The sequence below is a fragment of the Vreelandella halophytica genome (assembly GCF_968193635.1).
Genome location: NZ_OZ309107.1, coordinates 1,645,667 through 1,670,823, shown reverse-complemented (window position 1 = coordinate 1,670,823; position 25,157 = coordinate 1,645,667). Strand labels below are relative to the sequence as shown.

The window sequence follows — 25,157 nt, the reverse complement described above, 5'->3', positions numbered from 1 at the left end:
AATCAAACAACTGCTAACCGGGGAAGGAATTGGCTCGAAGAGCCGACAAGCAGGCCAATGCCCTGCTTTAAAGCGCGTTTCAAAGGCCTGCAAATCCGTCTTATCAAACGTCGTCAAACACCCAACGTCACCAAAAGAAATACTACTCGTCAAGCTCGATGGACTGAACGATGCGCCGCACCTGGGCAACCGGCAGTTCGCCAACGCCGACCAATTGCCAGCGCGTATCCTCAGACTCGATTAACTCGATGGCCACCGCCGACACGCCCAAACTGTAAGCCCCTTTCTCGAGGGCTTGATCGTCCGCTTCGGTGACAAAGACGCTAACCGATGAAAGCCCGTCGCTATAAAAGCGCTGGGCTAACGGGTTATCGCTGGTGATCTCGGCGGGCTGAGGAACGAAGCCTTCGGGCAACCAACCCACCTGCCAGGGGGGCTGTTCGCTGGCCGGGGCGCCCTCTTCCATTAGCGGGCCGTCGTAGAGTTCCGGCGACTGTAGCTGGGTCATTTGGAAGGTTTCGACGACGCGGTCCTGGGCATCGCTTAGCTCGTGCTTGAGCAAAAGCCCCGTTTCTTCGTCCACCCACCAGGTATGGGCGTAGCGATTATCGTCGAGGGGCTCGAACTGCAGCCGCGAGGCAACACGTCCGGCAACGCGCTCTTCGTTTTCCAGCGTAACGTCGTAATAGGCCTCGACGTGCTCCGCCCAAGCCTCCGGGGTCGAGTCGATATCGAAACCGGCTTGTTCCGGCTGCGACCAGGCAAGCCGCCCTGCCTGGGAGCGCCGTTCGACGCTAATGGAAGGACCGTCCAGGTGCTGCACGACTTGTTGGCGAACCCCATCCTGGACACGGTGGGAAAGTGCCAGTGTGCGAACGCCAATACTGTCGATAGAAACGGCGCGGGCCTGGTACTCGAAACAGTGACTGGCCAGCATGCTGCGCACCAGCCACTGCTCGATGCCTTCCGGGGCTTGGGTTAGCCTGGGCGTGTCGCAGGATGGGCGAGCACTTTGTCCGGCGGGCTCGTCATTTGCCTGGGCGGCAAAAGAAAGCGCGCCCATCGCGATAACACCGGAACTGATCAAAAGTTTTTGCAACCACACGTCTTTATCGCTGCTCACGTTCACCCTTGAATACTCCGATTGGTCTGAACGCGTTTAGCGCTGGCCCAGCGGCTCGGCAACGGAGGATGAGCGCATTAGCGGCATCCAGCTGTCGCCACTACCCGCCGCGGCGCCCTGGGCGTGCTGCTCGAGATAAGACTGCAGCAGACGAATCTGATCAGCGTCGATGGCACTGCCCTGGTTCGAGAACGTTTGCGCCGCCGTCGAAACCGAGGGCGCCTGAGCACCGCCAAAACCGGACTCGCTAACGTTCATGAAACCGTTACCACCGGATTGACCGTTCATACGAAAGGCGGTGGGCTCGAACATTGGCATGTCCGTTGCGGGCATGGCGTTGCCTGCGGCGAGATTCACCGGCTGGACCTGCGCCCCGCTATTGGCAGGCGCGGCGGCCAAGTCTGTGGCGCCCTGCGGCTCGGAAGGATTACCGTTACTATTCAAAAACTGTACGCCGGTAATCACCATGAGCGAGACAGCCGCTGCCACACCTGCACCCCGGGCAAAAGAGACTCGGCCGGGCTTGGCCGTTACAGACTGCTGCTCCACATCCTGCTCACCAAGCAATGGTGCAGGCTCGCTTTCAAGGCGCGCCATGATATCGGCGGAAAGATCGGCGCTTACATCGACCGAGCGCTCGCGCTGCATCATGCTGCGTGCCAAGTGGTAGCGCCGCCACGTATCGGCCGCACCGGCCTCTTCGGGTAACGACTTTAACACCCGGCGCAGTTCAAGCTCGTCACTCTCACCATCCATTAACGCCGAAAGTGATTCCCGTGTGTTTAAACTCATACTTCACACCCTCACGCTGTGTTTAGAAAACGTCACAAGCCAACATTTATGTGTATGGCCGCGAGCGTTTCCACAGGCCAAAACTTGAGTTTTATGTGCACCGCCAGCTGCTTACAAAGTCGCTTGAAAAACCCGGCAGCGCATCATACTTGCCTTTTAAAGCTGGCCAAACTGGTCAACGCTTATGACGCCTTTAGCCACTGACAGTTCACTAAAAAATCAAATCACTGCTAATTTACGCCTCGCTCAAACGCGCCATTTCTAATCGTCGCGGCTGTTACGCGCCGTGCTCACCAGCGGGCGGATATGCTCGTCCACCGCCTCCCGCGCCCGGAATATGCGCGAGCGCACCGTGCCCACCGGGCACTGCATGACCTGAGCAATATCCTCGTAAGCCAAACCATCGAGCTCGCGAAGCGTGATGGCGGTGCGCAAATCGTCGGGCAGCTTTTCGATGGCCTCGTACACCGCGGCTTCGAGCTGGTCGCGGGCAATGGACGCTTCCGGCGATTCGCTATCCGCCAGCCGCCCACTTTGGTCGAGCACCTCGGCATCGACGATATCCATGTCGCTGCCCGGCGGGCGGCGCCCGCGAGAGACCAGATGATTTTTTGCCGTATTGATCGCAATACGGTACATCCAGGTATAAAACGCGCTTTCGGAGCGAAATTTACCCAGCGCCCGATACGCCTTGATGAACGCTTCCTGCGCCACGTCCTGCACCTCGGCGTGGTCGTGCACGTAGCGGCCAATCAAACCGATGATTTTATGCTGATATTTTTTAACCAGTAGATCAAAAGCGCGCGTATCGCCTTTTTGGGCACGTTCCACAAGCTGCTGGTCTGTTTCACGAGTGCCCATTCACACGCCCCTCTCGCTCGAACACCCCGTGCCGAGCCTTGATTCTTTTCGCCCTCCTAACCGGGCATTAACAGCATGCAACATAGCGTCCCTTGGGCAAAATTTAGTAAAAACGGTCGTTAACAAAGAAGATAACAAGTCAGTTTGCCTCGCCGCTCGATGACAAGCGCTTGAAGGGTGGCTTTGACCCTACGCCGTTGTCCGGCGCAATAAACCGGTATAGCGGCCACCTCTGGGCAACCGCTATACCTTGTAACCTTTTCTAATCGCTATTTCTTACACCCGCCTCATGTAACTATCTATCGAAGCCCTCTATTGAAACCAGGGCTTGCGCCAGTCGTATGCGGCGCCCTCTTACACCAATCGCCTGGGGCAAGGCCTACCATCATCTTCGGCCAGTGCGAGTAAACGAGGTGCCACTGTGCGTAGTGTTACGCGTTATGCCTGGCGCATCAAGCATCTTGCCGCGCGGCCCAGAACCCATGGGCAGACACTACGTGCTTTAGCATGGTTCCGTAACAATTGATTTTTGCTCCCTTAACGCGCGATAGTAGGGCCCACTTTTTGCCCACCGCCCCACACAGGTAGCATCATGTCAGATCAAGAGGTTAGCAATCTCAACGTCCTGGCTCAGGACGTTCTCACCACACCGGAAGCGTTGAAAAGCGCCGTTCCGCTGACCGAGAAAGCCGAAAAAACCGTCGTCGAAGGCCGCCGGGTCATTCAGAACATCCTCGATGGCAGCGACCCGCGCCTTTTGATGGTCGTCGGCCCCTGCTCGATTCACGACGTGGACGCCGCCCTCGACTACGCGCGCAAGCTGCGCACGCTGGCCGACGAGGTCAGCGACTCGCTCTATATCGTCATGCGCGTTTACTTTGAAAAGCCCCGCACCACCGTGGGCTGGAAGGGACTGATCAACGACCCGCACTTGAACGGCTCGTTTGAAATCGACGAGGGCCTGCACACCGCGCGTAAGCTGCTGGTGGATCTTGCCGAACTTGGCCTGCCACTGGCCACCGAAGCACTGGATCCGATCTCACCGCAATACCTTCAGGACTGCATTAGCTGGTCGGCCATCGGGGCGCGCACCACCGAGTCGCAAACCCACCGCGAGATGGCTTCCGGGCTCTCCTGCCCGGTCGGTTTCAAAAACGGCACCGACGGCAGCCTCGATGTAGCGGTCAACGCGCTGGAATCCGTCGCCAACCCGCACAACTTCCTGGGGATCAACCAGGCCGGTCAGGTGGCGATCATTCGCACCCGGGGCAACGCCTACGGCCACGTGGTGCTGCGCGGCGGCAATGGCAAGCCCAACTACGATAGCGTTAGCGTTGCGCTGGCCGAAAAAGAGCTCGCCAAGGCCAACCTTTCGGCCAATATCATGATCGACTGCTCCCATGCCAACTCCAACAAGGATGCCGCACTGCAGCCGCTGGTACTGGAAAACGTCACCAACCAGATCCTCGAAGGCAATACGTCGATTATCGGCCTCATGGTCGAGTCGAACATCGGTTGGGGCAACCAGAAGCTTACCGATGACCTGAGCAAGCTCACCTACGGCGTTTCGGTCACCGACGCGTGCATCGACTGGGCTACTACGGAAGAAGCCTTCAAGAAGATGAACGACCAGCTCGCCCCGGTGCTCGCCAAGCGCTAATCAAAACGCCCCGCGGCCAAACCGCGGGGCGTTTCATTTCGAGCCTTTCACTTTTCGGCTTTCCGGATTCAGCCCCTGCTCATCTCCATTCCTTTTGGGCCGCCTTAGGGGCTTATCTCACGCTTGAACGGCGGCAGCGCGTCGAGCAGCGCCTGGCCGTAGCGGCGCGTGATGACCCGCTTGTCCAGCAGCGTGATTACGCCTTCATCGCTCTCTTTACGAATCAAGCGCCCGCAAGCCTGCACCAGCTTGATCGAGGCATCCGGCACGCTGATGCGCATGAACGGGTTCCCTCCCTGGCTTTCGATCCACTCGGCAAGCGTTGCGCCGACCGGGTCGTCCGGCACCGCGAAAGGCAGCCGCGTGATGACCACGTGGGTCAGGTAGTGGCCCGGCAGGTCGATTCCTTCGGCAAAGCTTGCCAGCCCGAAAATGATGCTTCCCTCGCGGCGGTCCACCGCGGCGCGGTGGCGCTCTATCAATTCACGCTTGGGCAGCTCATCCTGGGCGAGCACGCGCTCGCGCACCGCCGCGGGCAGCGCTTTTGCTACGGCGCGCAGCTGAGCCCGCGAGGAGAACAGCACCAGTACGGCTTCACGCTCCCCCAGGTTTTTGACAAACTCGACGATAGCTCGCTCGTGGCCTTCGCGATCCGACGGGTCGGTGGCCTCCCGGGGGACACGAAGCGTTGCATTGGCGTAGTCGAAGGGGCTGGGTAGCGCCTGATAGCGGTAGCGATTGGCGAGCCCGGCCCGCTCCTGCAGCCGGTCAAAACGTCCAAGTGCGGTCAGCGTGGCGGAGGTCACCACCGCGCCATGGCAACGCCCCCAAAGGTGCTTGGCCAGCGTATGCGCCGCCGATACCGGGCTTGCCGAAAACTCGATTTCCGGCTCCCCCGTTGGTTGGCTCAGCGTGATCCAACGCGCACTGGGCGGTGCGTTCGGCGCGTCCTGCTCGCTCATGCTTTGCCAAAGGGCGTGCGCCTCGAGGCTTCGCCCATGCAAAAGCGCCATCAACGGCAGCCAGCTTTCGGCCTGCTCCCGTTCAAGCCCGGTTTGCTTATCCGGATCCAGGGTTTCGCGCAGAATATCGCTGATGCTTTCAAGATTTCGCGCCAGGGTAGCAAACAGCGTTAGAAGCTGGCCGGCTTGCTCCTTGAGCGCTGCCGGAAGCTCACCTTTTTCGAAACGAAACTGGTGAAGGGACTCCTCATCCCCCAGGCCCCGCTCACGTCCCGCTAATTGATAACCCAGGCTGAAGACGTCGCCAAGCGCGGGCTCCAACGTGTGGAGCAGCTCGGGTAACCCGGCCAAAAGTCGAGCAATAGTGGGCTGCCCGCCAAGGCCGGTATTGAGCTCGGAAAGACTCGACTTCAGCGTTTTCAGCCAGCGCAAACACCCGTTGACGGCGAAGCGGTGGGCGAAGTGGGAAAGCGCCTTATCCGGCAGGTGATGGCCTTCGTCGAACACGAAGATGCACTCGGCGGGGTCCGGCAAAATAGCGCCACCGCCGAGCGCCAAATCCGCAAGCACCAGGTCGTGGTTGGCCACGATGATGTCGGCGTTTTCGAGCTCCCGGCGCGAGCGAAAGAAGGCACAGGCGCCAAAGTGGCCGCAGCGGCGCCCAGTGCATTGGCGGTGATCGACCGTTAACCGCCGCCAATGGCTGTCGTCGATGGTGACCGGCCAGTTATCCCGGTCCCCCTCCCACTTGCCGCTGCCGTAGGCCTCGGCCATATCCGTGGCCAGCACGGTAAAATCGCTACTTTGCTCGGCCAGGGATTGCTCGAAAAGCGAATGCGTCGGGTTGGGTTCGACGCCCTCCAGGGCCTGGTCGAGGCGTGCCACGCAGACGTAGCGCCCGCGCCCCTTGGCCAAGGCATACTTAAAGGCCAGCCCGCTGTGGCTTGCAAGTGCCGGCAGGTCCTGGTTGAGCACCTGCTCCTGAAGCGCGACCGTGGCCGTCGAGACGATCAGGCGCTTACCCTGGGCCTTGGCCACGGGCAGCGCCGAAATCAGATACGCCAGCGTCTTACCAGTACCGGTACCCGCTTCCAGCACGCAAACGTGGCGATCGCTTTTACGCTTGCCCTCGTCGTCGACCTCGATATCGCCCAGCGTGCGGGCGATTTCGGCAATCATCAGCCGCTGGCCGTAGCGCGGCGTAAGAGAAAGGTTTTCGACGACCTTTCGATACGCCTCCTGGATACTCGACTTGAGTTCGTTATCCAGCATTGCCGTTACAGCAGGCCTTCCGGCGGATGCTCGCAGGGTAGCTTGCCGTTGATGTAGCGCTCGATTTCGGGCAGCGAGAACGCATCCTCTTCACCGACGAAACTGATCGATACACCCTTGGCCCCGGCACGCCCGGTCCGGCCAATGCGGTGAACGTAGTCTTCCGGGTCTTCGGGCAAGGTGTAGTTGATGACGTGGCTCACATCTTCGATGTGGATGCCGCGGCCGGCCACATCGGTGGCTACCAGCACCTGGATATTGCCTTCACGGAACTCTTCGAGCGTAGTGATGCGCTGATTTTGCGGCACATCGCCGGAAAGCATCGCCACGCTTACGCCTGCCTTTCTCAGCGCGGAATCGAGCTTGCGCACCAGGTCACGGCGGTTGCCGAATACCATGACGCGCTCGAAGCTTTCTTGCTCCAAAAGCTTGATTAAAAGCTGCTGCTTATCGTCATCGGAGACCATATAGACGCGCTGGTCGATATCCGCCTGGTTGTCGACGGTCACTTCGATATCGACATGGGCGGGCTTTTCTGTCCACTGACTGGCCAGGCTCAGGATATCGTCGGTAAAGGTCGCCGAGAAAAGGAAGGTCTGACGCTGCTCGGTTTTGGGCGTGTAGCGAATGATGCGCTTCACGTCCGGGATGAACCCCATCGAGAGCATACGATCGGCTTCATCGAGCACCAGCACTTCGACCTCGGAAAGGTCGATATCACGCTTTTGATGGAAGTCCAGCAGCCGACCCGGGGTCGCGACCAAAATATCGACGTTACCGGTCAGGCTTTCGCGCTGCTTTTGGTAATCCATACCGCCGACGACACTGGCCACGTTCAACTGGGTGAAGCGGGCCAGAGCCTTGGCGTCTTTCTCGATCTGTAGCGCAAGCTCCCGGGTAGGAGCGATGATCAGCGCACGGGGCGCGCCCGGCTTTTGGCCATCGGGAACCGGCTCTTCCAAAAAGTAGGCAAGGGTCGACATCAAAAAGGCCGCGGTCTTGCCGGTGCCCGTTTGTGCCTTGCCAACGATATCGCCACCCAATAGCGTCTGGCGCAGCGCCTCGGCCTGGATCGGTGTGCAGTACTCGAACCCCTGGGCGTGAATGGCACGCATCAGCGGGAGCGGCAAATCGAAGTCATGAAAGCGCCACTTACCGGCCACGGCGGGCACCTGAAACTGACGAAGGTCCCAGCCGGATTGGCGGCGGCGCGGCTTGCGGCGACGGCGCTTGGGCTTGCGGTTCTGGGCCGATGCTGTGGTCTGTTCCGACTCGCTCATAGGCTTTCTATCTGTCCATTACGGTGGATGTTAGGCATCACGACGCGCGTAGTATATCACAGGGCATCGCAATAAGAGCGCGCCCTGGCGTGTTCCCTACCCGCTTGCCTGTTAGAATGACGGCCAAATTAACGAAGGAGCGCGACATGACGCGTAAGAAAAAAACCCGCTCGCTCGCGGATAAAGTCACCATTCGTACCGGCCGGCGTAAAGATTATAAAAAGTGGCGCAAGGATAACCCCGACCAGGTCACTTCTTCGCGCCGGTTCGTGGCCAAGAAACAGCAGCAGCGCAAGCTTCAAGCGGTGCGCAAGCTGGCCCGCCAGCAAGAGGGTCAGTCCATCGAGATCCATCCCGACAGTAAGGACAAGCCCTCGCCGGGGGATGACACCTGATGCGCCTGGTCTCGTTCAACATCAACGGTATTCGGGCACGCTTACATCAACTGCAGGCGCTTATCGATACCCTCGCGCCGGACGTGATCGGGCTTCAGGAAACCAAGGTACAGGATAGCGAGTTTCCCCTACAGGCGGTCGAGGCGATGGGTTACCACGTCGTTTACTATGGGCAAAAAGGCCACTACGGCGTGGCGATTCTCTGCCGCCAAGCGCCGGCGTCGGTCACCTACGGTTTCCCTGATGATGAAGACGACGCCCAACGGCGCATGATCGGCGTCACGCTAAAAGACGAAAACGGCGAACCAGTCACGATTTATAACGGCTACTTCCCCCAGGGCGAGAGTATTTCGCACCCTGTGAAGTTTCCGCACAAGGAGCGCTTTTATCAGCAGCTCGCCCACTTGCTCGACAAGCATCACAAAGCCGACGAGCGTCTGGCCATCATGGGCGATTTTAACATTTCGCCGGAAGACCGGGATATCGGCATAGGTGAGCAAAACCGCAAGCGCTGGCTGCGCGAGGGCAAAACCAGCTTCCAACCCATCGAGCGCGAGTGGCTCGAGGGCATCAAGGCCTGGGGCCTCAAGGACAGCTACCGGGTCTGCCACCCGGCGGATGCCGAGCACTTTAGCTGGTTCGATTACCGCTCCAAGGCGTTTGATCGCGACCCCAAGCGCGGGCTGCGTATCGACTATATTCTGGTCACTAGAGCGCTTGCCGACACGGCCACCGGCGCAGGTATCGACTACGAACTGCGCGCCATGGAGCGCCCTTCAGACCACGCCCCTACCTGGAGCGACTTTTCGCTGACGCTTGCAAACTAACTAGCGCAGCGTGGCAAGCCACTCACCGGCCTCTTCATCGCCGAGCGCCTGAGCCTGCTGCCAGGCGCGCTCGGCACGTTCTTCATCGCCCCAGGCATAGGCGAGCTGACCGTAGCGGCGCCAGTCCTCGCTTTGCCCGCTTTGTTTGGCAAGCGCCTGCCAGGCATCCAGCGCTTTTTGGCTGTTTTTGGCCTGGTCCCAGGCGCGAGCCAGGCGACGCAGGGTGGCCTCGTCGCGCGCCAGGCGCCCTGCTTCCAGCGCCTGCTCCAAATGCTCGGCGGCCCTGGCCGGTGTTCCTCCGGCCATATGCAGCTCGACGAGCGTATTGAAATCCTCGTTACTTTCAAACGCCCCCACCTGCCAGGCCATTTCCCAAAGCCCTGCGGCCATACCCGCCTGCCCGGCCTGCTGGGCAAGTCCGGCGGCCTGGCGCCACTCATCGGCGCTGCTTTCTACGTTAAGGCCGTCCAACAGCCAACCCAGCGCCTGGCCATCTTGCTCGGCGCGGCGCAGTACGTTCAGCGTTAGCGTCTGCTGCGCCTCATCGAGCGAATCCTGCTGCTCCAAAAGCGGCGTCAGGCGCTCGGCGGCGGCGTCCCACTGGTCGTTCCCAGCCAGCAGGCGCACCAGTTGCCAGCTCATCTGGCGGTCGCTGTTGTTTGAAAGCCACTGCTCGTAGAGCGCGATGGCTTCAACGCGCTGCCCGGCGGCGCGCCTTAGCGTGGCCTCCTCGCGAAGCCACCGGCTAGCCTGCTCGGCGCTTACGCTACTGCGTGTCCGGGCGCGAGCCAACTGGTCCGCCGCGGCGTCAGCGTTACCCTGACGCGACAACGCCCCCGCCGCTAGTTGAAAATAAAGCGCGCTTGCCCACTGATCCGAACGGTTGCCGCCTTGCAGCCGCTCTGCCTGCCGGGTAGCCCGGGCAGCGACACTTTCCAGGCGGCTTTCATCAGACTGTACCGCGTTCGAGAGCTCGCTTTGCAGCGCGTTCAAATCCTGAATGATATCGCCTGGCAACGGCTCGCTCGCCTGGGCAAAAGCAACCCAGCCGCTAAACATCAAAAGCGCTAAACGTTTCATGACTACCTCAGCTGAAATTCGACGCGCTGGGTGGTAAGGCGTACCTGCTCGCTCGGCGGAAATTGCCAGCCAGCAATGGCCTCCCGGGCGGCATCCTCGAACACCCGCCGGGGCTGCGCGTTGGTGATCTCGATGGTGCTCGCATCTACGCTGCCATCTCGACGAACGACGAAACGCACCTCGACGAAGCCTTCCATCCCCCGGCGTACCGCACGGTTGGGATACACCGGATCCGTCTTGCTGGTCGCGGCTATCTGGCCCACGTTGACCGGCTCGTTGGAGACCGGTGCTTCGGCGGGCGGCGCCGCTTCTGCCGGCGCCTCGGCCGGTGCCGGTGATGGCGCGGGCTGGGGCGAAGGAGCCGGCGCGGGCGTAGGCTCGGGAGTCGGCGCCGGTTCCGGTTCGGGGGTCGGTGCTGGCGTCGGCTCCGGCGTGACTTCCGTAAGCTCTGGAAGCTCGCTATCGAGCTCGACGGGCTCTACCGGGTCCTCGGGAAGCTGTGTATCGGGTAGCGTGATCGGGCTATCCGATACGGCAACCGGCTCCGGTGCCGGCGGGGGCGGTGGCGCTGCCTCTTGCGGCGGCGCCTTGGCCGGCGCCGGCGCTTGCTGCTCGGGCGCGACGTCCGGCGCTTCCACCATGTTCATACTCATGGTCATCTCCGGCTCTTCCGGCGGGCGCTCGGGCGGAGTCACCAATAATGCAAGACACAAAAAGAGCCCCATCGCCAGCGCCGCACCGGCCACGAGCGAAAGCAAACGACGAATCATTGCGTGCTCCGACTCGCTGCCACCGCTACCTGCTCGACCCCGGCCTGCTGCAAGCGGTCCATGACCTCGATCAAAAGCCCGGTCGTGGCGTCGCGGTCGGCCTGAATCACGACCGAGCCGTCGGCGCTTAAAAGCCCCGCGACTTGCTGCCCGACCCGGTGGATATCCACCGGGCTTCCATCGACCCACACCGCGCCTTCCGGCGTGACCGCGACCAGTACCTGGGCGTCCGGACGCGAGCTCGCTGCGCTGGATTCAGGACGGTCGATTTCGATACCGCTTTCGTTGATAAAGCTGGTGGTGACGATGAAGAAAATCAGCATGATAAACACAACGTCGAGCATTGGGGTCAGGTTGACCTCGTTGCTGTCCGCGGCACTGTCTGACGAATGACGTCTACGCATCGTTATTCTCCAGGGCACGCGCCAAACGGTCATGAAGACGCTGGTCCTCGCGACGGATCACGTGCTCAAGACGGCTAATAAATAAAAGCCCCACCACGGCAATGGCCATGCCCGTTAGGGTCGGCAGCGTCGCACGGGCCACGCCATCGGCCATGGCGCGTGCCTGGTGGGTATCGCTATAGGAAAGGCTGTCGAATACCGTGATCATGCCGGTGACCGTGCCTAAAAGCCCGAGCAACGGACAAAGCGCCACCAAAAGCTTTAGCCAAGGCAGCGGCCGGCGAAGCTTGCCCACCAGCGCCTCGGACCAGACCTGGCGCAGGGTTCGCGCGCTCCAGCTGCGGTGATCCTGGCGACTGGCCCAGCGCTCGAGAAGCCGGCGGCGCGCCAAACGCCAGGTCACCCGGTAGTACCAAAAGCGCTCGATCGCCATGGCGAACACCATGACCGCCACTACCGCGAGCACGACCAGCACGACCCCGCCCGCTTCGATCAGCCGTTCTACGGGCTCGAGCCAAAGTGGAATTAACGGCATTTAGTTCACCACCGCGCCATGGTGCGCCGACTGGGCTTCCAAATGATTGGCCAGCGTAGCGCTTGCTTCGCCTTCGATGACCTGGGTCAGGTAACGGCTGCGGCTGGCCAGCGCGGTTTGCGCAAACAGTAGCGGTACCGCGGTGACAAGGCCCAGCACCGTGGTCACCAGCGCCTGACTGATACCGCCGGCCATCAACTGCGGGTCGCCGGTACCGAAAACGGTGATGGCCTGAAAGGTGACGATCATGCCCGTTACGGTGCCCAGAAGCCCCAGCAAGGGCGCGATGGCGGCCAGCAACTTGACCATGGGCTGACCGCGCTCGATACGCGGAAGCTCCGCCAGCACCGCCTCGTCGAGCCGCGCTTCGAGCGCCTCGGGGGTTTGGTGCTTGTCCATATCCTTGAAGCGGTAAAGAACGCGCCCCAGGGGGTTGTTATGGTCGAGATTATCCAGCGAGCGGCGCTGGCGCTTGACCCGCGCACTGACGACCCACAGGTAGAGGTACTGCGCCAGCGCGACCAGCAAGCCGATGGCACCGAGCACGACCACTACGTAGCCCACGTAGCCACCCTGCTGGAAGCGCTCCCAAAGGCTGGGGCGCTGGGTGAGCGCGGCCAGCACGCTACCCTGGGAAGGGTCGATGGCAAACTGACGGCTCTCGCCACGGTGATATTCGCCCAGCGTCGTCTGAATCTCTGCCGGGGTGCGCGGCATTTCCGAGAGCGCGCCCTCCTCACCGCTCATACGCACTAGCGCTGACTCGGTAAAGGCGGCGAAATCACCCAAGCGTACGATATCGCGCGGTTCGATGTCGCCACGCTCGTTAGCCACCGGCAGGGTCAGCCGTTCGGCGCGCCCGGTCTGAGCGCTCAGCGTGGCCAGGCTGTCGACGACCCTTTCGAGCTGGGCGCGTTCGAGCACCTCGACGCCATCGAGGCGCGGGGGGAGCGCCGCATCGCCCAGGGTAAGCAGGCTCTGCTCGCCCAGCTCGTTGCGCACTTCGTCGCTTTGGCGCGCAAGGCTCGCCAGCAAAGTCGAGAGCTCTTCTCCCTGCTCCCCCTGGCGGCTGGCCAGCTCGCTCGCCTGCTCCGCTTGCTCTTGTTGCTGGGCCTGAAGTGCGTCGCGCTGCGCCTGCGCCTCGTCGTTAGCGGCGCGAGCTTCTTCGAGCGCCGCATCGAGGGCTTGCTGGTCGTTTAAAAAACTCTCCAGCCGCGCCTGGTCGCGGGCTTCGGCGGCCTGGCGCGCCTCGCTCAGCGAAGTCACCTGGCTGGATTGTGCGAAGATCGGGCCGGCTAGAAGGCAACCGGCCATGACAAGAGCGCTCAATGTGAGCCGGCGCTTGAGCTGCAATGTGATCATGACTGGCTTTCCTGCTCGGCGGTGATCGATAGCGGTAGGGTGATGAGCTCGGGCGTGCGCTGCTCGTCGGCGATGCGCAGGCCATTGCGCACTTCGCGGCGCTCACGCTCGTCCAGTGCTTGCCACTGCCCGCTTTCGCTGTCCCACACAGCGCCTTCCCGCCCGTCCGGCGTCAGGTAGTAATAGCCAATGCGCCCCACGCGCAAATAGTCGACCTCGCGAGGTGAATCCTCGTCAAGCGTCAGCCGGCCGCGCCAATGGTCGACGGTGCGGCCGTACTCGAGCTCGGCGCGCCAGGTTTCCAAAAGCTGTTCGATGCGCTCGGCACCGCCCTCGCCCTGAAGGCTTTCCACTCGCGCCAGGCGCTCGCCGTGTAAAAAAGGTAAATCGTTTTCGATAAACGCGACGAGCTGCTCGGTCATATCCTGCTCTATGATGGGAAGCGCCGCGCGGGTCTCGCTGACCGTATCCAGGGCGCTACTTAAACGCTGCTGGCGCTCGGCCTCGGCGGCCAAACGCGCGCTGGCAGATGCGTTCGACGCCTGGAGAGTGCGAGTTTCACGCTCCAGGGCTCTGAGCTCCTCGAGGGCGCTGCGCGTCTGCTCGTCGGCCTGGTCGATCTGCTGCTGAAGGGCCGACTGGGTTTGCTGGGCCTCAACGCCTTGCGCGGCCTGACCGATGGTTTCATCACTTGCCGCCGCGTGAGCGCTTAGCAACACCCAAGCGATACCCAGGCATCCCGGCAAGCTTAAGAAGGGCCTTTTCAGCACGTTAAATCTCCATCACTGGTAAGCGCTAGCGTTCACTGCAGCGCTAAAAACCTGTTAGATATAAGAACCATTTGCGTTTACCTTCGCCTGCATAGCGTAACACTAATTCTACAAATGACAATATTTATCATTAACATTCAAAGAGCTAACTTTAAAGATACTGCTTTTTTGAAAGTTTTAACGTGCGGGAGATAACAAGTAGCTGGCGGGGGTTGGTGCGGGTAGCAAGTGCGGTGGTCGACACCTGGGTCTTAAACAGCAAAGCGCCGGCACGAGGCCGACGCTTTATTTAGACTAAAACCGCCAAGGGGCTGGCTTTAGTGAGTAACGGCCCAAAAAGGGCCATTACATGACGAGTCGCTTAGTTCCACTCGTCCAGTTCAACGCGACGGTTTTGCGCGCGGCCCTGGTCTGTATCGTTGGTAGCAACCGGACGATCTTCGCCGTAGCCGATGGAGCGCATGTCGTTAGCCGGTACGCCACGCTGGGCGAGGTAGCTTGCAACAGACTCGGCGCGACGCTGAGAAAGCTCACGGTTGTACTCTGCAGAACCTACAGAGTCAGTGTGACCTTCGATGCTAACGCGAACGTCGGGGTTGTTAACCAGACGCTCTGCAACGCCGTTGAGTACTTGCTGCGCGCCAGCGGTCAGCTGAGCGGAGTCGAACTCGAAGTTAACGTTTTGAAGAACAACGCTTTCCGGGCAACCCAGCGCATTGACTTCAACACCCGCCGGGGTGTTCGGGCACTGGTCGCGGTAATCCGGAACGCCGTCGTTATCGGAATCGATCGGGCAACCTACAGCGTCAACCTCTACGCCGGCAGGCGTACCTGGGCACTGGTCGCGGTAATCCGGAACACCGTCGTTATCGGAATCCAGCGGGCAACCCTGAGCATCGGTTGCAACGCCGGCCGGTACTTCACCGTAAGTCGGGCACTGCGGTGCAACCGGCTCGGGTGTACGATCAGCACAAAGCAGACCGCCGATAGCGCCACCGACTGCTGCGCCGGTCGCTGCGCCGCTTTCTTCATCGGAGCTACCGCTGACGCCGTAACCGATACCGCCACCAATCAAACTGCCTGCGATACCGCAAACGAGCGGATGCTGGTACCAGTCGCGATCGGTGCTGCTTGCGCTTGCCTGGCCAGACGATTGGGAAGCAGAGCTAGCACAGCCGGAAAGGCCCACTACCAAAGCCGAACCGATGAGCAAGCCTGTCGTTGATTTTTTCATGCAAGACTCCTTCTTGATCCAATGCTAACGAGGTCGTTTAACCACGTTTATCCGATGCTTTTTATATAACGAGAGCATCCGTTTTTTCGTTTGACCGGTGTCGAACGAACGAAACGCTCTTCAACCCGGTCGGTGTGCCAATCATCCCCTGCCTACCAAGGCAGACTAGACCGCATCCATGCCGTGATATCAACTTCTTGCCGATACCGGCATTTCAAGCATAGCAAAACTCTCATTATCGACGCCAAGAAAAGTACGCTAACTTCACCGGCACGTCTATAGAGAAGTGATCGCTATATCAATGCAGTGCCGAACCGCCCTGGGCTCGCCACTCGAGTACGGCTTTCGCCGCACTCAATACTGCCGGGCGCATCTCGTTTTCGACTTCGATGCGCTCTTTATCTTCGCTCATACGCTCCCGCGGGGAGAGCTGCTTTCTTGCCGAATGCGTTTTAAGGTGGCGCGTGCGGCTATATACATCGGCGAAGGGCCGGAATTCGTCGCGCTCGGTCAAACTCGGATCAACGATCTCGAGCAGCACCTTACAGCGCCAGCAGCCTTCGGTAATATCGACTTGTTCCTGTACCAACGCGCTTGCCACGTAGTCCAGGTTTTCCAAACTGTTTTGCTGAGCGCGCTGGTCTTCTTCAATGCGAAACGCTTCGCGGCGCTTTACTTCTTTGCGCAGGGTCAAAGCATAAATGCCCAACCCCACCACGACCGCAGCGCCCACCAACAGTAATACTAGCGCTAAAATAGAATTCATGCGGCTTCCTTGATGAGTTTTTGCCAACAGGGTCTGATGCTACTTATAAACCCGAAAAGCCCTGATCCGGCATTAACCAATAACTATGCGATAATTGTACACCCTATATAGTTGATTTAACCAATTTTATCTACGCCCTATTCAACGCGAAGAAATTTCTAACGCGAAGGGGCTTTCTGGATGTGTCGGTACTCGCTGTCGCTTAGCTGACGCCAGCGCCACCACGCTAGACACACGCTCACTGAAAGCAGCGCCGCGCCGGCGGTGTGCAGGAGCGCAAGCCATAGTGGCAGCCACATCAAAACATTGGCTACGCCTAATGCGGCTTGGGTTATAAAAGTGGCGAGCGCGAGCGTAAGCACGCCTTTCAAGGCCGCAATGTGGCGATAACGCCACCAAAGCGCCAAAAGCGAGAGCCCTAAAAGCAGCGCGCCGCCACGGTGCATGACCTGTATAGCCGTGCGCGCCTTGAAATGAAGCTGGCCATGAAGGTAGTTGGGCCCTACCGTCTGGGTTAGGTGCAGCGCCTCGCTGAAGTCCATCGGTGGCCACCACTGTGCGTTACACGTCGGCACCCCTTGGCAGGCAAGCCCGGCATAATTGCTGGTCACCCACCCGCCCAACGCAAGCTGGAGCAACAAAAACGTTGCCGCCACCGCCCAAAGCCCATTGATCGGGCGCCGCTTCAAGCGCCTTTTATGAACATTGTGACGAACGCGCAGATGAAGCCATAAAAAAAGCGTCAATACGCCCAGACCGCCTAAAAGATGCAGCGTGACTACCTGAGGCCAGAGCTTGAGCGTGACGGTAAAGGCGCCAAAAGCACCTTGAATCGCAATCGCCCCGAGTAGCGCTAAACTCAACGGCCAGGGGTAGCCCTCCAGGTGGCGAAGTTTGCGCCCAAACACGATGATACTCACGACTACTGCGCCTAAAAGCGTAGCCATATAGCGATGAATCATTTCCATCCATGCCTTGGCCGGATCGAGGGGCGCATCAGGATGTATCAGCGCGGCGTCTTCGCTATTGGGCACCAGCAAGCGCCCGTAGCAGCCGGGCCAGTCCGGGCAGCCAAGCCCGGCATCGACCAAACGCGTCCAGGCACCCAATAAAATGACGCAGGCGGTCAAAAGCGTTCCGAATAACGTGAGATAGCCAAGCCATCGCAACCGATTTTCCATGGCGTCTTGCATACTGTTTCCTTACCTACGTACGGCCCATAGTGCGTTGCTAACGATCCTTCGTAATACCAGCCAAAGTAAAACCGCTTAAAAAGGAGAACCGCTTAAAATAGAACTGTCTGTTTGAAGCAGTGCGGCTTGATTCGGCAGAAACGGCGCGAGCCGATCATACGCCAATGCATAGGTTTCTGGCCTGCGCTATAGCGTCGCGACCGCTGACCCGCATCGGCAAGGATCAGCGTCGAATTCTTACCCTGGGATAAATTGCGTTATATTTAACGAAGGTATCCGCTATAGTTTACAGCGTTAGCGCAGGCCACAGGATAGCATCGATGCCTCGCTTTGAAGGGCTACCCGTGTTATCGAATCTGCTATTCGAAATATAATGTATCGAGGGAGTGTTTGATGTTTCAACGCCGTACCTTACTAACGGCCTCGCTCAGCGCGGCGCTGCTGCTGGGCCTGAATGGCTGCACGACCTACACCTGGCCAGATGGCTCGCAAGAGACCGTTATAGGCGTCGTACCGGAAGACGAGAACCAGCGCTTTGAAGAGCAGCGTGCCGAAGGCGCCCGTTACCGCGTGCCAGGCGTTGACGCCGAGCCGCCCGAGTAGGCTTGCCACCTCATGCAACGCGACACGATCACGTTAAGCGCGCTCGCTAAAGAGCGCGCCCCCTTCGATACGTACCGCGTGGAGATCTACGCACTGGATACCGGCTGGTATATCGTGCGACTTCATCACGCCAGAGGCGTTAAAGAACTGATCGATGAAAAGGGTAGCACGCAACTTTTCACCGGCCCTCAATGGGTCAGCCGCTCGCTGCGCCCGCTGGGCTTTCACCAGGCCGTACTGACCCACGCCGATGTATTCGATGAAATGATCGGCGCGCCGACTCAAACGGTCTCTGCAGAGCAACGCCTCGAATTTGGCACCCGGGTCGCGCTTCGAACCTGAGCACAGCGGCTTAGGGTCAGGCCACGCCGCACCCCTTTAAAATCACATGCTCCAAAAATGCCGTTACGCTGGCGACATCCTCGTCGCTTAGCCGCTCGCGCCCCAGTATGGCGTTCACCTGGGCGCCGTACTCGGTATAGTGCTGGGTAGACGACCAAATCAGAAAAATCAGGTATCGCGGGTCGACATCATCCATTTTTCCCATAGCGGACCACTGGCGGATTACGGCGGCTCGACTTTCGACCCACGCGCGAAGCTCCCCTTCCAGGTAGCTTTCTAAAAAAGGCGCGCCGGCTAAAATTTCTAACGCAAAAAGGCGGGAGCCTTCCGGGTAGCGCTGCCCTAGCATCATTTTGGTGCGTATAAAGTTACTCAACACCACTTTGGGGTCGCTATGGGGGGTAATGTCTTCCAGTACCGCGTTCCATCGCTGCATCATTTTATCGAGAAGCTTTAAATAAAGCGCCTGCTTGCTGCCCATATAGTACAACACGTTGGCCTTGGGTAACCCGGCCCGGTCGGCAATCGATTGAAGGCTCGCCCCCCGGTATCCGTGAAGCGCAAACACGTGTTCGGCCGCATCGAGAATGGATTGCTCAACGCCATCGCGGCTACTTCTTTCTTTCAAGGAGGGGCTGCTCATTTCAAGATGATTCCTTCACACACTATGGTCGGCTGCATACCGTCGAAATGCACCAAAACGCCCCAAAAATGGCCGTTTTAGCACCACATAGAGGCATACAACAAAGTCTTGCACAACGCTATCTTTTAACCCAGGCTCTACTCTATTGACCAATTGGTCAGAATAAAATGGGGGGAGCCGATGGCAACCATTGAGTTTGTACTAAATGGCGTTCAAACGCAGTGCGACGTGGCGCCGGACACGAGTACCTTAACGCTTTTACGCGAAACCCTGGGGCAAACCGGGACAAAAGAGGGCTGTGCGTCTGGCGACTGCGGCGCCTGCACCGTTGCCATTCGCGACTCTGATGACGCTGATGCGGGCTTCTCGAGCCTGAACGCCTGTATAACCCCGGCCCACCAGCTACAGGGCAAGCTTCTCATCACTGTCGAAGGCCTCGAGGCGGGCGATGAGCTACACCCCGCCCAGCAAACCATGATCGAATGCCACGCCAGTCAGTGCGGCTTCTGCACGCCGGGAATCGTCATGTCACTGTTCACACTGCATGAGAGCTCTACCTCGAACGCACCCTACTCTAACGCAATGCTCGAAGGGGCCTTGGGGGGTAATCTTTGCCGCTGTACCGGCTACCGGCCTATTCGAGATGCGGCTCTCAAGATGCAGGAGCACCCTTGGCAATCCCCCGACTGGTTCGACGTCGCCGCCAAGCCCCAAAACCCATCCGGCCCAGCCGAGCTGGCGGCTAATGCGTCCGACTTTTTTGCAGCGCCGACGTCGCTCGATGAACTGGTAGCGCTACGCGCACGTTACCCAGAGGCGAGACTGGTAGCCGGTGCCACGGATTTATGGCTTGAAACCACCCAGCAGCTTCGCCCGCTCAAACAGCTTATCGATGTTACCCGCGTAGGTGAACTCCGCACTATCGAAGAGGCGAGCTATCAATCCCTTTCGGGCTGGTGGGTGGGTAGCGCAGTGACCTATACCGAGCTCGAGCCACTTTTCGAACGTCACTTCCCCGCCTTTGGCCATCTTCTGGAGCGGTTGGGCTCACGCCAGATTCGCAACCGGGGAACACTGGGCGGTAATATCGCTAACGCCTCGCCCATTGGCGATACACCGCCGGTACTGCTGGCACTGGGGGCATGGCTGGAACTTGCCGGGCCAAGCGGGGTTCGCGCACTCCCACTCGAGCACTTTTTTGTCGATTACAAAAAGACCGTTCTGGAAAAGGATGAAGTCATTAGCCGAATTTTCATCCCGGCACTGAATGATAACGCTTCGCTTCGCGTCTGGAAGCTCTCCAAACGCCGCGAGGACGATATCTCTGCCGTATTGGGGGCGTTTCACTACACGCTTGAAGACGACGTACTCACCAATGTTCGCCTCGGTTTTGGAGGCATGGCGGCTACGTCCAAACGCGCATCGAATGCCGAAGCCGCGCTCGAAGGCCAGGTGGTGTCCAGGGCAAGCTTCAAAGCGGCGCAACGCGCGCTTTTACAGGACTTCCAACCCATGAGTGATGTGCGTGGCAGCCAGCACTATCGCGAGCAGGCGGCGGCGAATTTACTGGAGCGGCTTTACGTGACGCTCAGCACTCCCCATCAGGAGGTAATGCTTCATGCGTACGCTCACTAAGCTCGACAGCGAAAGCCGCCATGCCCGGCGCGAACTCAAGGATCATATTACCGGTTCCGGCCCGCTGGCGCGCCACACCGTGGAAAGCGATGGCCACCGCCAAGCGGGCTCGTCGAGCTATCACGAAAGCGCCCGCAAGCATGTTACCGGCAAGGCAAGCTATATCGATGATCTGAAGACCCCGGCCGATGCGCTTCACGTTGCATTGGGGCTTTCGCCTGCGGCTTTTGGTACGCTGACGCGACTCGATCTTGAGGCGGTGCGCCGCGCGCCCGGCGTGCTGGATGTCATCACGTTTGCCGATGTTCCCGGGCATACCGACATTGGCCCGGTTTTTCCCGGCGACCCCATTTTCGTCGATCGAGAGATCAGCTACGCCGGTCAGTGCCTGTTCGCCGTAGCGGCCACATCGTATCAGGCGGCGCGCCAGGCGGCGGCGCTTGCCCGGGTGGAGATCGACGAGCAGCCGGCACGCCTCGACCCGGTCGCGGCCACCGAGCGCAACGAGCTGGTTCGCCCTACCCACGTGCAAGAGCGCGGCGAGTGGCGCGAAACGTTGGAGCGCGCGGATAACGTTATCGAAGGGGCACTGTTCGTCGGCGGTCAGGAACACTTCTACCTCGAGGGTCAGGCTTGCGTGGTACTGCCTACCGAGGATGAGGGTGTCGTGGTGCATACGTCCAACCAACACCCCAGCGAAACACAAAAGCTGGTGGCCGAGGTGCTGGGTATCCCCTTTCATAGTGTGACCGTGGAAGTACGCCGCATGGGGGGCGGCTTTGGCGGCAAGGAGACCCAGGCATCGCCCTGGGCGTGTATCGCCGCTATCGTTGCCCGGCGTACGGGCAAAGCCGTGCGCCTTCGCCTGCCACGCACTGCGGATATGCAGGCCACCGGCAAACGCCACCCGTTCCACAATCGCTACCGCCTGGCCATCGACGAGCTAGGGGTTATTCAAGGCGGCGATATCGACCTCATTGGCGACTGCGGCTACTCGCCGGATCTGTCCGACGCTATCGTCGACCGCGCGATGTTCCACGCCGATAACGCTTACTGCCTGAACGCGGCGCGGGTTACCGGCCACCGTGCCAAGACCAATACGGCTTCGAACACGGCGTTTCGTGGTTTTGGCGGCCCCCAAGGGATGATGGCCATCGAAGCGGCTATGGACGATATTGCCCGGCGCATCAACGTCGACCCGCTCACCGTGCGCAAGCGCAACCTTTACCGCGAAGGTTTCGATACCACTCATTACGGCCAGAAAGTCGATCAGATCGCATTGCTGCACACGCTGATCGAAACTCTCGAACACGACAGTGACTACTGGGCACGCCGTGAAAGCGTAAAAACCTTCAATGATTCGAGCCCGATCATCAAAAAAGGCCTGGCACTGACACCGGTGAAGTTCGGCATATCTTTCACTGCCCAGCACTTGAACCAGGCAGGCGCCCTGCTCCACGTCTATACCGACGGCAGTGTGATGATCAATCACGGCGGCACCGAGATGGGTCAGGGGCTTCATACCAAGATCTGTCAGGTCGTGGCGCGTGAGCTGGGGCTCAATCTGGATAACGTTCGTATTAGCGCTACGCGCACCGACAAAGTGCCCAACACCTCGCCTACCGCGGCCTCCAGTGGCGCTGACTTGAACGGCATGGCGGCAAGAGACGCGGCCAGCAAGCTGCGCGAGCGGCTGTTCGATTTTGCCGCCGGGCATTTCGAAGGCGGGCTCGACCGTGAAGGTATGCGCCTGGAAGACGGAATGCTGATTGCCGGCACTGGCGAAAGTGAGTACCGTCTTGGCTGGGGCGAGCTCGTGCAAACGGCTTACCTAAACCGGGTATCGCTTTCGGAAAAAGGCTTTTACGCCACCCCCCTGATTCACTACGACCGGGCCACAGGTCAAGGACGCCCGTTTTACTACTTCGCTTTCGGCGCGGCGGTATCGGAGGTGAGCGTCGACACACTTAGCGGTGAATACCAGGTGGATCGGGTCGATATTCTGCACGACGTGGGCGATGCGCTGAATCCCGCCATCGATATCGGTCAGATCGAAGGTGGTTTTATCCAGGCAATGGGCTGGCTCACCAGTGAGGAACTCAAGTGGAGTGACAAGGGCGCCCTCATGAGCAGCAGCGCGGCCACCTACAAGATCCCCACCTACGGCGACCTGCCGCCGGTGTTCAACGTGGCGCTGATGGAAGGCCACCCCAACTCGATGGCAAGCCTTTACCGCTCCAAAGCGGTGGGCGAGCCCCCTTTCATGCTGGGTATCAGCATCTGGTCAGCGCTTCGTGACGCGCTTTCAAGCTTGACCCAATACCGGTGTTCACCGGCGCTGGACACCCCGGCCACCCCCGAGCGGGTAATGCTGGCCGCCCAAGCCATCAGGCCAAAAGCGCTATGAAGGAGGCCACGCTCTCCACCTGGCACGCCGCGCTGGATTACTGCCAGCGAAACGCCCTGCCCCATGTGCTAGCCACCCAGGTCACCGCCATGGGCTCGACTCCTCGTGAGCCCGGCGCGCGCATGGTCATTACGCTGGAAGGTGTGGTCGATACGCTGGGCGGCGGGACTTTCGAGTGGCAAACCATCGAGGCGGCGCGGCGCTACCTGCGCGACTGGGAGACCGGGTTTCATCTCGAAGCGTTCTCGCTGGGGGGGCGAAGTGGACAGTGCTGCGGAGGCTTCGTCAATATCATGCTGGAAGTATTCGCGGGCGCCAAAACGCACCTTGCGGTATTCGGCGCGGGCCATATTGGCCGGCATATCGTCGAGCTCACCCATCCACTTCCCTGGCAGCGCTACTGGTTTGACAGCCGCCCGGATACTTTGTCTCGAGACACGGGCACGCCACGTTTGAATCAGACGTTAATCGACAACCCTGTTCACGCTATTCAGGCGCTTCCACCCCACTGTCACGCCATCGTAGTCACACACAGCCACGATGAGGATTACGCGCTCATCGAAGCGCTCATTGAGCGAGAAGATGCCGCTTCGATCGGCCTGATCGGCTCAGAAAGCAAGTGGGCCAGCTTTAAAGGCCGACTTGAGCGTGCAGGGCATAGTACTGCGCAGATCGAACGGGTAAGAAGCCCCATTGGTGCGTTCAACGGCACCAAACTTTACAACAAGGCGCCTTACGCAATTGCGCTAAGCGCCGTGACGGAGCTGCTCTGGCTTACCGACTGCGAGCAACCCACTTCCATACGCGGTCTCGAGAGCACCACATTGAAACCGCTTTTCAAAGACTCCCCACCCTATAAATGATATGACGACTAACGATACTTTAATACGCGCCGAAATTTTAAGTTTCGCTGACAACCCGGGCCATGGCGATAAACCCGCCCCAGGCAGCGTCGAACATTTCGAGGACGGTCTTTTATGGCTCAAGGGCGGCCATATCCACGCCGTCGGCCGTTTCGACGAGCTGACCGCCCGCCTCCCCTCCGAGGCGAACATTCTCGATTATTCCGACAAGCTCATCATGCCCGGCTTTATCGATAGCCACGTGCACTACGTGCAGCTGGATATCATGGCCTCTTATGGGCGTCAGCTGCTGGACTGGTTGAACGAATACACCTTTCCTGAAGAGTGCCGCTTTCAAGACCCCGCGCACGCCGAGGCGCTTTCCCAGGCATTTTTAAATGAAATGCTGCGTGCCGGAACGACGACGGCTCAGGTGTTTGGCTCGAGCCACCCACCCTCGGTCGACGCCTTTTTTAGTGCCTGCCAGAAGCGCGGGCTGCGTATGCTCGCGGGCAAGGTGATGATGGATCGCAATGCGCCACAGCAACTACTGGATGGCGCTCGTGGCGTGGCGGACACCGAGCGGCTGATCGCCGATTGGCACGGTCAAGACCGACTTGGCTATAGCGTCACACCCCGCTTTGCGCCGACCTCGACCCAGGCGCAAATGGATGCGGCCGGCGCACTGTTACGTAACGACCCTACACTTTGGCTACAAACACATTTGGCTGAAAACAGCGGCGAGCTCGAATGGGTGGCGGAACTCTTTCCCGGTAGTAAGGATTACCTGGCCGTTTACGAGCAGGCCGGGTTGGTCGGTCCTAAAAGCACCTTCGCCCACGGCGTACATCTCAATGACAGCATGCGACAGCGCTTGGCAGCGCAGGGTGCCAGCATCGCCTTTTGCCCGAGTTCCAATCTTTTTTTAGGTAGCGGGCTTTTCGATCGAGACGCTGCAGACAAAATCGGCATGGCGTTTACCTACGCAAGCGACATCGGCGCCGGTACGGACCTGACCGGTTTTGCGACATTGAAAAGTGCCTATCAGGTGGGCCAGCTTGTCGACCAGCCACTCACTGCCTGGCAGGGTTTTTACGGGCTGACGCACGGTAACGCTAAAACGCTTTCGCTCGATCACGTGATCGGCCAGCTCAAGCCTTCCATGGAAGCAGATTTTGTGGTGATCGACCCAGCCGCCACCCCGCTTTTAACGCGGCGCATAAAGCGGTGCACGACCCTTGGCGAGCGCCTGTTCGCGCTAATGATGCTAGGTGATGACCGCGCTATTTTTGAAACCTGGTCGAACGGTCGCTGCCAGCACGCCCGTGAAGCTTGGTAAAAACGTAGTGTAGGAGCAGGCTTCACAGCGCCGGAGTGGATCCCGGGCATGGTGGCGGAT

Annotated in this window: 24 protein-coding genes; 9 read left to right on the top strand and 15 right to left on the bottom strand. The window is 59.8% G+C overall.

Going from position 1 to position 25,157, the window contains the following annotated elements; genetic code table 11:
* Nucleotides 1-142: 142 nt before the first annotated feature.
* The 3 genes from ACWHXT_RS07895 to rpoE form a co-directional block, all read right to left on the bottom strand.
* Nucleotides 143-1,123, bottom strand: a complete 981-nt coding sequence (locus ACWHXT_RS07895; RefSeq protein ID WP_447957847.1) for a MucB/RseB C-terminal domain-containing protein — start codon at nt 1,121-1,123, stop codon at nt 143-145.
* Between the two features lie 36 nt (nt 1,124-1,159).
* Entirely contained in the window at nt 1,160-1,915 is a 756-nt protein-coding gene (locus ACWHXT_RS07890; RefSeq protein ID WP_447957846.1) for a sigma-E factor negative regulatory protein, read from the bottom strand.
* 261 nt (nt 1,916-2,176) lie between these two features.
* The gene (rpoE, locus tag ACWHXT_RS07885) at nt 2,177-2,776 is read right to left on the bottom strand and encodes an RNA polymerase sigma factor RpoE (protein ID WP_447528644.1); all 600 of its coding nucleotides are present in this window, start codon (nt 2,774-2,776) and stop codon (nt 2,177-2,179) included.
* 592 nt (nt 2,777-3,368) lie between these two features.
* On the opposite strand from rpoE, the gene ACWHXT_RS07880 reads away from it, so the two are divergent.
* Entirely contained in the window at nt 3,369-4,436 is a 1,068-nt protein-coding gene (locus tag ACWHXT_RS07880) for a 3-deoxy-7-phosphoheptulonate synthase (RefSeq protein WP_447928922.1), read from the top strand.
* A 104-nt stretch (nt 4,437-4,540) separates the two neighbouring features.
* On the opposite strand, the gene dinG is transcribed toward ACWHXT_RS07880, so the two are convergent.
* A complete protein-coding gene (gene dinG / locus ACWHXT_RS07875) occupies nt 4,541-6,670 on the bottom strand; it encodes an ATP-dependent DNA helicase DinG (RefSeq protein WP_447957845.1) in 2,130 nt (709 codons plus the stop codon).
* A gap of 5 nt (nt 6,671-6,675) precedes the next feature.
* On the bottom strand, nt 6,676-7,950 hold the full coding sequence (locus tag ACWHXT_RS07870; protein WP_447895885.1) for a DEAD/DEAH box helicase: 1,275 nt from the start codon (nt 7,948-7,950) through the stop codon (nt 6,676-6,678).
* 146 nt (nt 7,951-8,096) lie between these two features.
* Here ACWHXT_RS07870 and ACWHXT_RS07865 point away from each other — a divergent pair, with 146 nt between their 5' ends.
* Together ACWHXT_RS07865 and xthA are read left to right on the top strand one after the other, a co-directional pair.
* A complete protein-coding gene (locus tag ACWHXT_RS07865; protein WP_447928920.1) occupies nt 8,097-8,345 on the top strand; it encodes a hypothetical protein in 249 nt (82 codons plus the stop codon).
* Nucleotides 8,345-9,172, top strand: a complete 828-nt coding sequence (xthA, locus tag ACWHXT_RS07860) for an exodeoxyribonuclease III (RefSeq protein ID WP_447957844.1) — start codon at nt 8,345-8,347, stop codon at nt 9,170-9,172. The genes ACWHXT_RS07865 and xthA overlap by 1 nt, the downstream gene beginning before the upstream one ends.
* On the opposite strand, the gene ACWHXT_RS07855 is transcribed toward xthA, so the two are convergent.
* The 9 genes from ACWHXT_RS07855 to ACWHXT_RS07815 all read right to left on the bottom strand — a co-directional run bounded on the left by ACWHXT_RS07855 (nt 9,173) and on the right by ACWHXT_RS07815 (nt 17,286).
* Nucleotides 9,173-10,252 (bottom strand): hypothetical protein, encoded by a 1,080-nt coding sequence (locus tag ACWHXT_RS07855; RefSeq protein ID WP_447957843.1) that lies wholly within the window; start codon nt 10,250-10,252, stop codon nt 9,173-9,175. It abuts the gene before it with no gap.
* Nucleotides 10,253-10,254: 2 nt separating this feature from the next.
* On the bottom strand, nt 10,255-11,022 hold the full coding sequence (locus ACWHXT_RS07850) for a TonB family protein (RefSeq protein ID WP_447957842.1): 768 nt from the start codon (nt 11,020-11,022) through the stop codon (nt 10,255-10,257).
* Complete coding sequence (locus ACWHXT_RS07845; protein ID WP_447528636.1) at nt 11,019-11,426, bottom strand: ExbD/TolR family protein; 408 nt, start codon at nt 11,424-11,426, stop codon at nt 11,019-11,021. Before ACWHXT_RS07845 ends, ACWHXT_RS07850 begins: the two co-directional genes overlap by 4 nt.
* Complete coding sequence (locus tag ACWHXT_RS07840) at nt 11,419-11,961, bottom strand: MotA/TolQ/ExbB proton channel family protein (RefSeq protein WP_447957841.1); 543 nt, start codon at nt 11,959-11,961, stop codon at nt 11,419-11,421. Before ACWHXT_RS07840 ends, ACWHXT_RS07845 begins: the two co-directional genes overlap by 8 nt.
* Complete coding sequence (locus tag ACWHXT_RS07835) at nt 11,962-13,323, bottom strand: MotA/TolQ/ExbB proton channel family protein (RefSeq protein ID WP_447957840.1); 1,362 nt, start codon at nt 13,321-13,323, stop codon at nt 11,962-11,964.
* Nucleotides 13,320-14,093 carry a DUF3450 domain-containing protein gene (locus ACWHXT_RS07830; RefSeq protein ID WP_447957839.1) on the bottom strand — a complete coding sequence of 258 codons (774 nt, stop codon included), beginning with the start codon at nt 14,091-14,093 and terminating at the stop codon, nt 13,320-13,322. Before ACWHXT_RS07830 ends, ACWHXT_RS07835 begins: the two co-directional genes overlap by 4 nt.
* Before the next feature lie 361 nt (nt 14,094-14,454).
* Nucleotides 14,455-15,327 carry an OmpA family protein gene (locus ACWHXT_RS07825; RefSeq protein WP_447928912.1) on the bottom strand — a complete coding sequence of 291 codons (873 nt, stop codon included), beginning with the start codon at nt 15,325-15,327 and terminating at the stop codon, nt 14,455-14,457.
* A gap of 298 nt (nt 15,328-15,625) precedes the next feature.
* Nucleotides 15,626-16,093 (bottom strand): DUF2489 domain-containing protein, encoded by a 468-nt coding sequence (locus tag ACWHXT_RS07820; RefSeq protein ID WP_447928911.1) that lies wholly within the window; start codon nt 16,091-16,093, stop codon nt 15,626-15,628.
* A 158-nt stretch (nt 16,094-16,251) separates the two neighbouring features.
* The gene (locus ACWHXT_RS07815) at nt 16,252-17,286 is read right to left on the bottom strand and encodes a COX15/CtaA family protein (protein WP_447928910.1); all 1,035 of its coding nucleotides are present in this window, start codon (nt 17,284-17,286) and stop codon (nt 16,252-16,254) included.
* 393 nt (nt 17,287-17,679) lie between these two features.
* Here ACWHXT_RS07815 and ACWHXT_RS07810 point away from each other — a divergent pair, with 393 nt between their 5' ends.
* Nucleotides 17,680-17,889, top strand: coding sequence for a hypothetical protein (locus ACWHXT_RS07810; protein ID WP_447928909.1), 210 nt, complete (start codon nt 17,680-17,682; stop codon nt 17,887-17,889).
* Nucleotides 17,890-17,901: 12 nt separating this feature from the next.
* Nucleotides 17,902-18,231, top strand: a complete 330-nt coding sequence (locus tag ACWHXT_RS07805) for a DUF6482 family protein (RefSeq protein ID WP_447928908.1) — start codon at nt 17,902-17,904, stop codon at nt 18,229-18,231.
* Nucleotides 18,232-18,247: 16 nt separating this feature from the next.
* On the opposite strand, the gene ACWHXT_RS07800 is transcribed toward ACWHXT_RS07805, so the two are convergent.
* On the bottom strand, nt 18,248-18,874 hold the full coding sequence (locus tag ACWHXT_RS07800) for a TetR family transcriptional regulator C-terminal domain-containing protein (protein WP_447957838.1): 627 nt from the start codon (nt 18,872-18,874) through the stop codon (nt 18,248-18,250).
* A 180-nt stretch (nt 18,875-19,054) separates the two neighbouring features.
* On the opposite strand from ACWHXT_RS07800, the gene xdhA reads away from it, so the two are divergent.
* The 4 genes from xdhA to guaD are packed head-to-tail and all read left to right on the top strand — an operon-like array spanning nt 19,055 to nt 25,097.
* Complete coding sequence (gene xdhA, locus ACWHXT_RS07795; RefSeq protein ID WP_447957837.1) at nt 19,055-20,509, top strand: xanthine dehydrogenase small subunit; 1,455 nt, start codon at nt 19,055-19,057, stop codon at nt 20,507-20,509.
* Complete coding sequence (gene xdhB, locus ACWHXT_RS07790; RefSeq protein WP_447957836.1) at nt 20,493-22,916, top strand: xanthine dehydrogenase molybdopterin binding subunit; 2,424 nt, start codon at nt 20,493-20,495, stop codon at nt 22,914-22,916. The genes xdhA and xdhB overlap by 17 nt, the downstream gene beginning before the upstream one ends.
* Nucleotides 22,913-23,779, top strand: coding sequence for a xanthine dehydrogenase accessory protein XdhC (xdhC, locus tag ACWHXT_RS07785; RefSeq protein WP_447957835.1), 867 nt, complete (start codon nt 22,913-22,915; stop codon nt 23,777-23,779). Before xdhB ends, xdhC begins: the two co-directional genes overlap by 4 nt.
* A 1-nt stretch (nt 23,780) precedes the next feature.
* A complete protein-coding gene (gene guaD / locus ACWHXT_RS07780) occupies nt 23,781-25,097 on the top strand; it encodes a guanine deaminase (protein ID WP_447957834.1) in 1,317 nt (438 codons plus the stop codon).
* Nucleotides 25,098-25,157 lie beyond the last annotated feature (60 nt).

Coding starts and splice junctions, on each gene's coding strand:
- ACWHXT_RS07890 (WP_447957846.1), bottom strand. CDS start 1,915: ATGAGTTTAAACACACGGGAATCACTTTCGGCGTTAATGGATGGTGAG.
- rpoE (WP_447528644.1), bottom strand. CDS start 2,776: ATGGGCACTCGTGAAACAGACCAGCAGCTTGTGGAACGTGCCCAAAAA.
- ACWHXT_RS07880 (WP_447928922.1), top strand. CDS start 3,369: ATGTCAGATCAAGAGGTTAGCAATCTCAACGTCCTGGCTCAGGACGTT.
- dinG (WP_447957845.1), bottom strand. CDS start 6,670: ATGCTGGATAACGAACTCAAGTCGAGTATCCAGGAGGCGTATCGAAAG.
- ACWHXT_RS07870 (WP_447895885.1), bottom strand. CDS start 7,950: ATGAGCGAGTCGGAACAGACCACAGCATCGGCCCAGAACCGCAAGCCC.
- ACWHXT_RS07865 (WP_447928920.1), top strand. CDS start 8,097: ATGACGCGTAAGAAAAAAACCCGCTCGCTCGCGGATAAAGTCACCATT.
- xthA (WP_447957844.1), top strand. CDS start 8,345: ATGCGCCTGGTCTCGTTCAACATCAACGGTATTCGGGCACGCTTACAT.
- ACWHXT_RS07855 (WP_447957843.1), bottom strand. CDS start 10,252: ATGAAACGTTTAGCGCTTTTGATGTTTAGCGGCTGGGTTGCTTTTGCC.
- ACWHXT_RS07850 (WP_447957842.1), bottom strand. CDS start 11,022: ATGATTCGTCGTTTGCTTTCGCTCGTGGCCGGTGCGGCGCTGGCGATG.
- ACWHXT_RS07845 (WP_447528636.1), bottom strand. CDS start 11,426: ATGCGTAGACGTCATTCGTCAGACAGTGCCGCGGACAGCAACGAGGTC.
- ACWHXT_RS07840 (WP_447957841.1), bottom strand. CDS start 11,961: ATGCCGTTAATTCCACTTTGGCTCGAGCCCGTAGAACGGCTGATCGAA.
- ACWHXT_RS07835 (WP_447957840.1), bottom strand. CDS start 13,323: ATGATCACATTGCAGCTCAAGCGCCGGCTCACATTGAGCGCTCTTGTC.
- ACWHXT_RS07825 (WP_447928912.1), bottom strand. CDS start 15,327: ATGAAAAAATCAACGACAGGCTTGCTCATCGGTTCGGCTTTGGTAGTG.
- ACWHXT_RS07820 (WP_447928911.1), bottom strand. CDS start 16,093: ATGAATTCTATTTTAGCGCTAGTATTACTGTTGGTGGGCGCTGCGGTC.
- ACWHXT_RS07815 (WP_447928910.1), bottom strand. CDS start 17,286: ATGCAAGACGCCATGGAAAATCGGTTGCGATGGCTTGGCTATCTCACG.
- ACWHXT_RS07810 (WP_447928909.1), top strand. CDS start 17,680: ATGTTTCAACGCCGTACCTTACTAACGGCCTCGCTCAGCGCGGCGCTG.
- ACWHXT_RS07805 (WP_447928908.1), top strand. CDS start 17,902: ATGCAACGCGACACGATCACGTTAAGCGCGCTCGCTAAAGAGCGCGCC.
- ACWHXT_RS07800 (WP_447957838.1), bottom strand. CDS start 18,874: ATGAGCAGCCCCTCCTTGAAAGAAAGAAGTAGCCGCGATGGCGTTGAG.
- xdhA (WP_447957837.1), top strand. CDS start 19,055: ATGGCAACCATTGAGTTTGTACTAAATGGCGTTCAAACGCAGTGCGAC.
- xdhB (WP_447957836.1), top strand. CDS start 20,493: ATGCGTACGCTCACTAAGCTCGACAGCGAAAGCCGCCATGCCCGGCGC.
- xdhC (WP_447957835.1), top strand. CDS start 22,913: ATGAAGGAGGCCACGCTCTCCACCTGGCACGCCGCGCTGGATTACTGC.
- guaD (WP_447957834.1), top strand. CDS start 23,781: ATGACGACTAACGATACTTTAATACGCGCCGAAATTTTAAGTTTCGCT.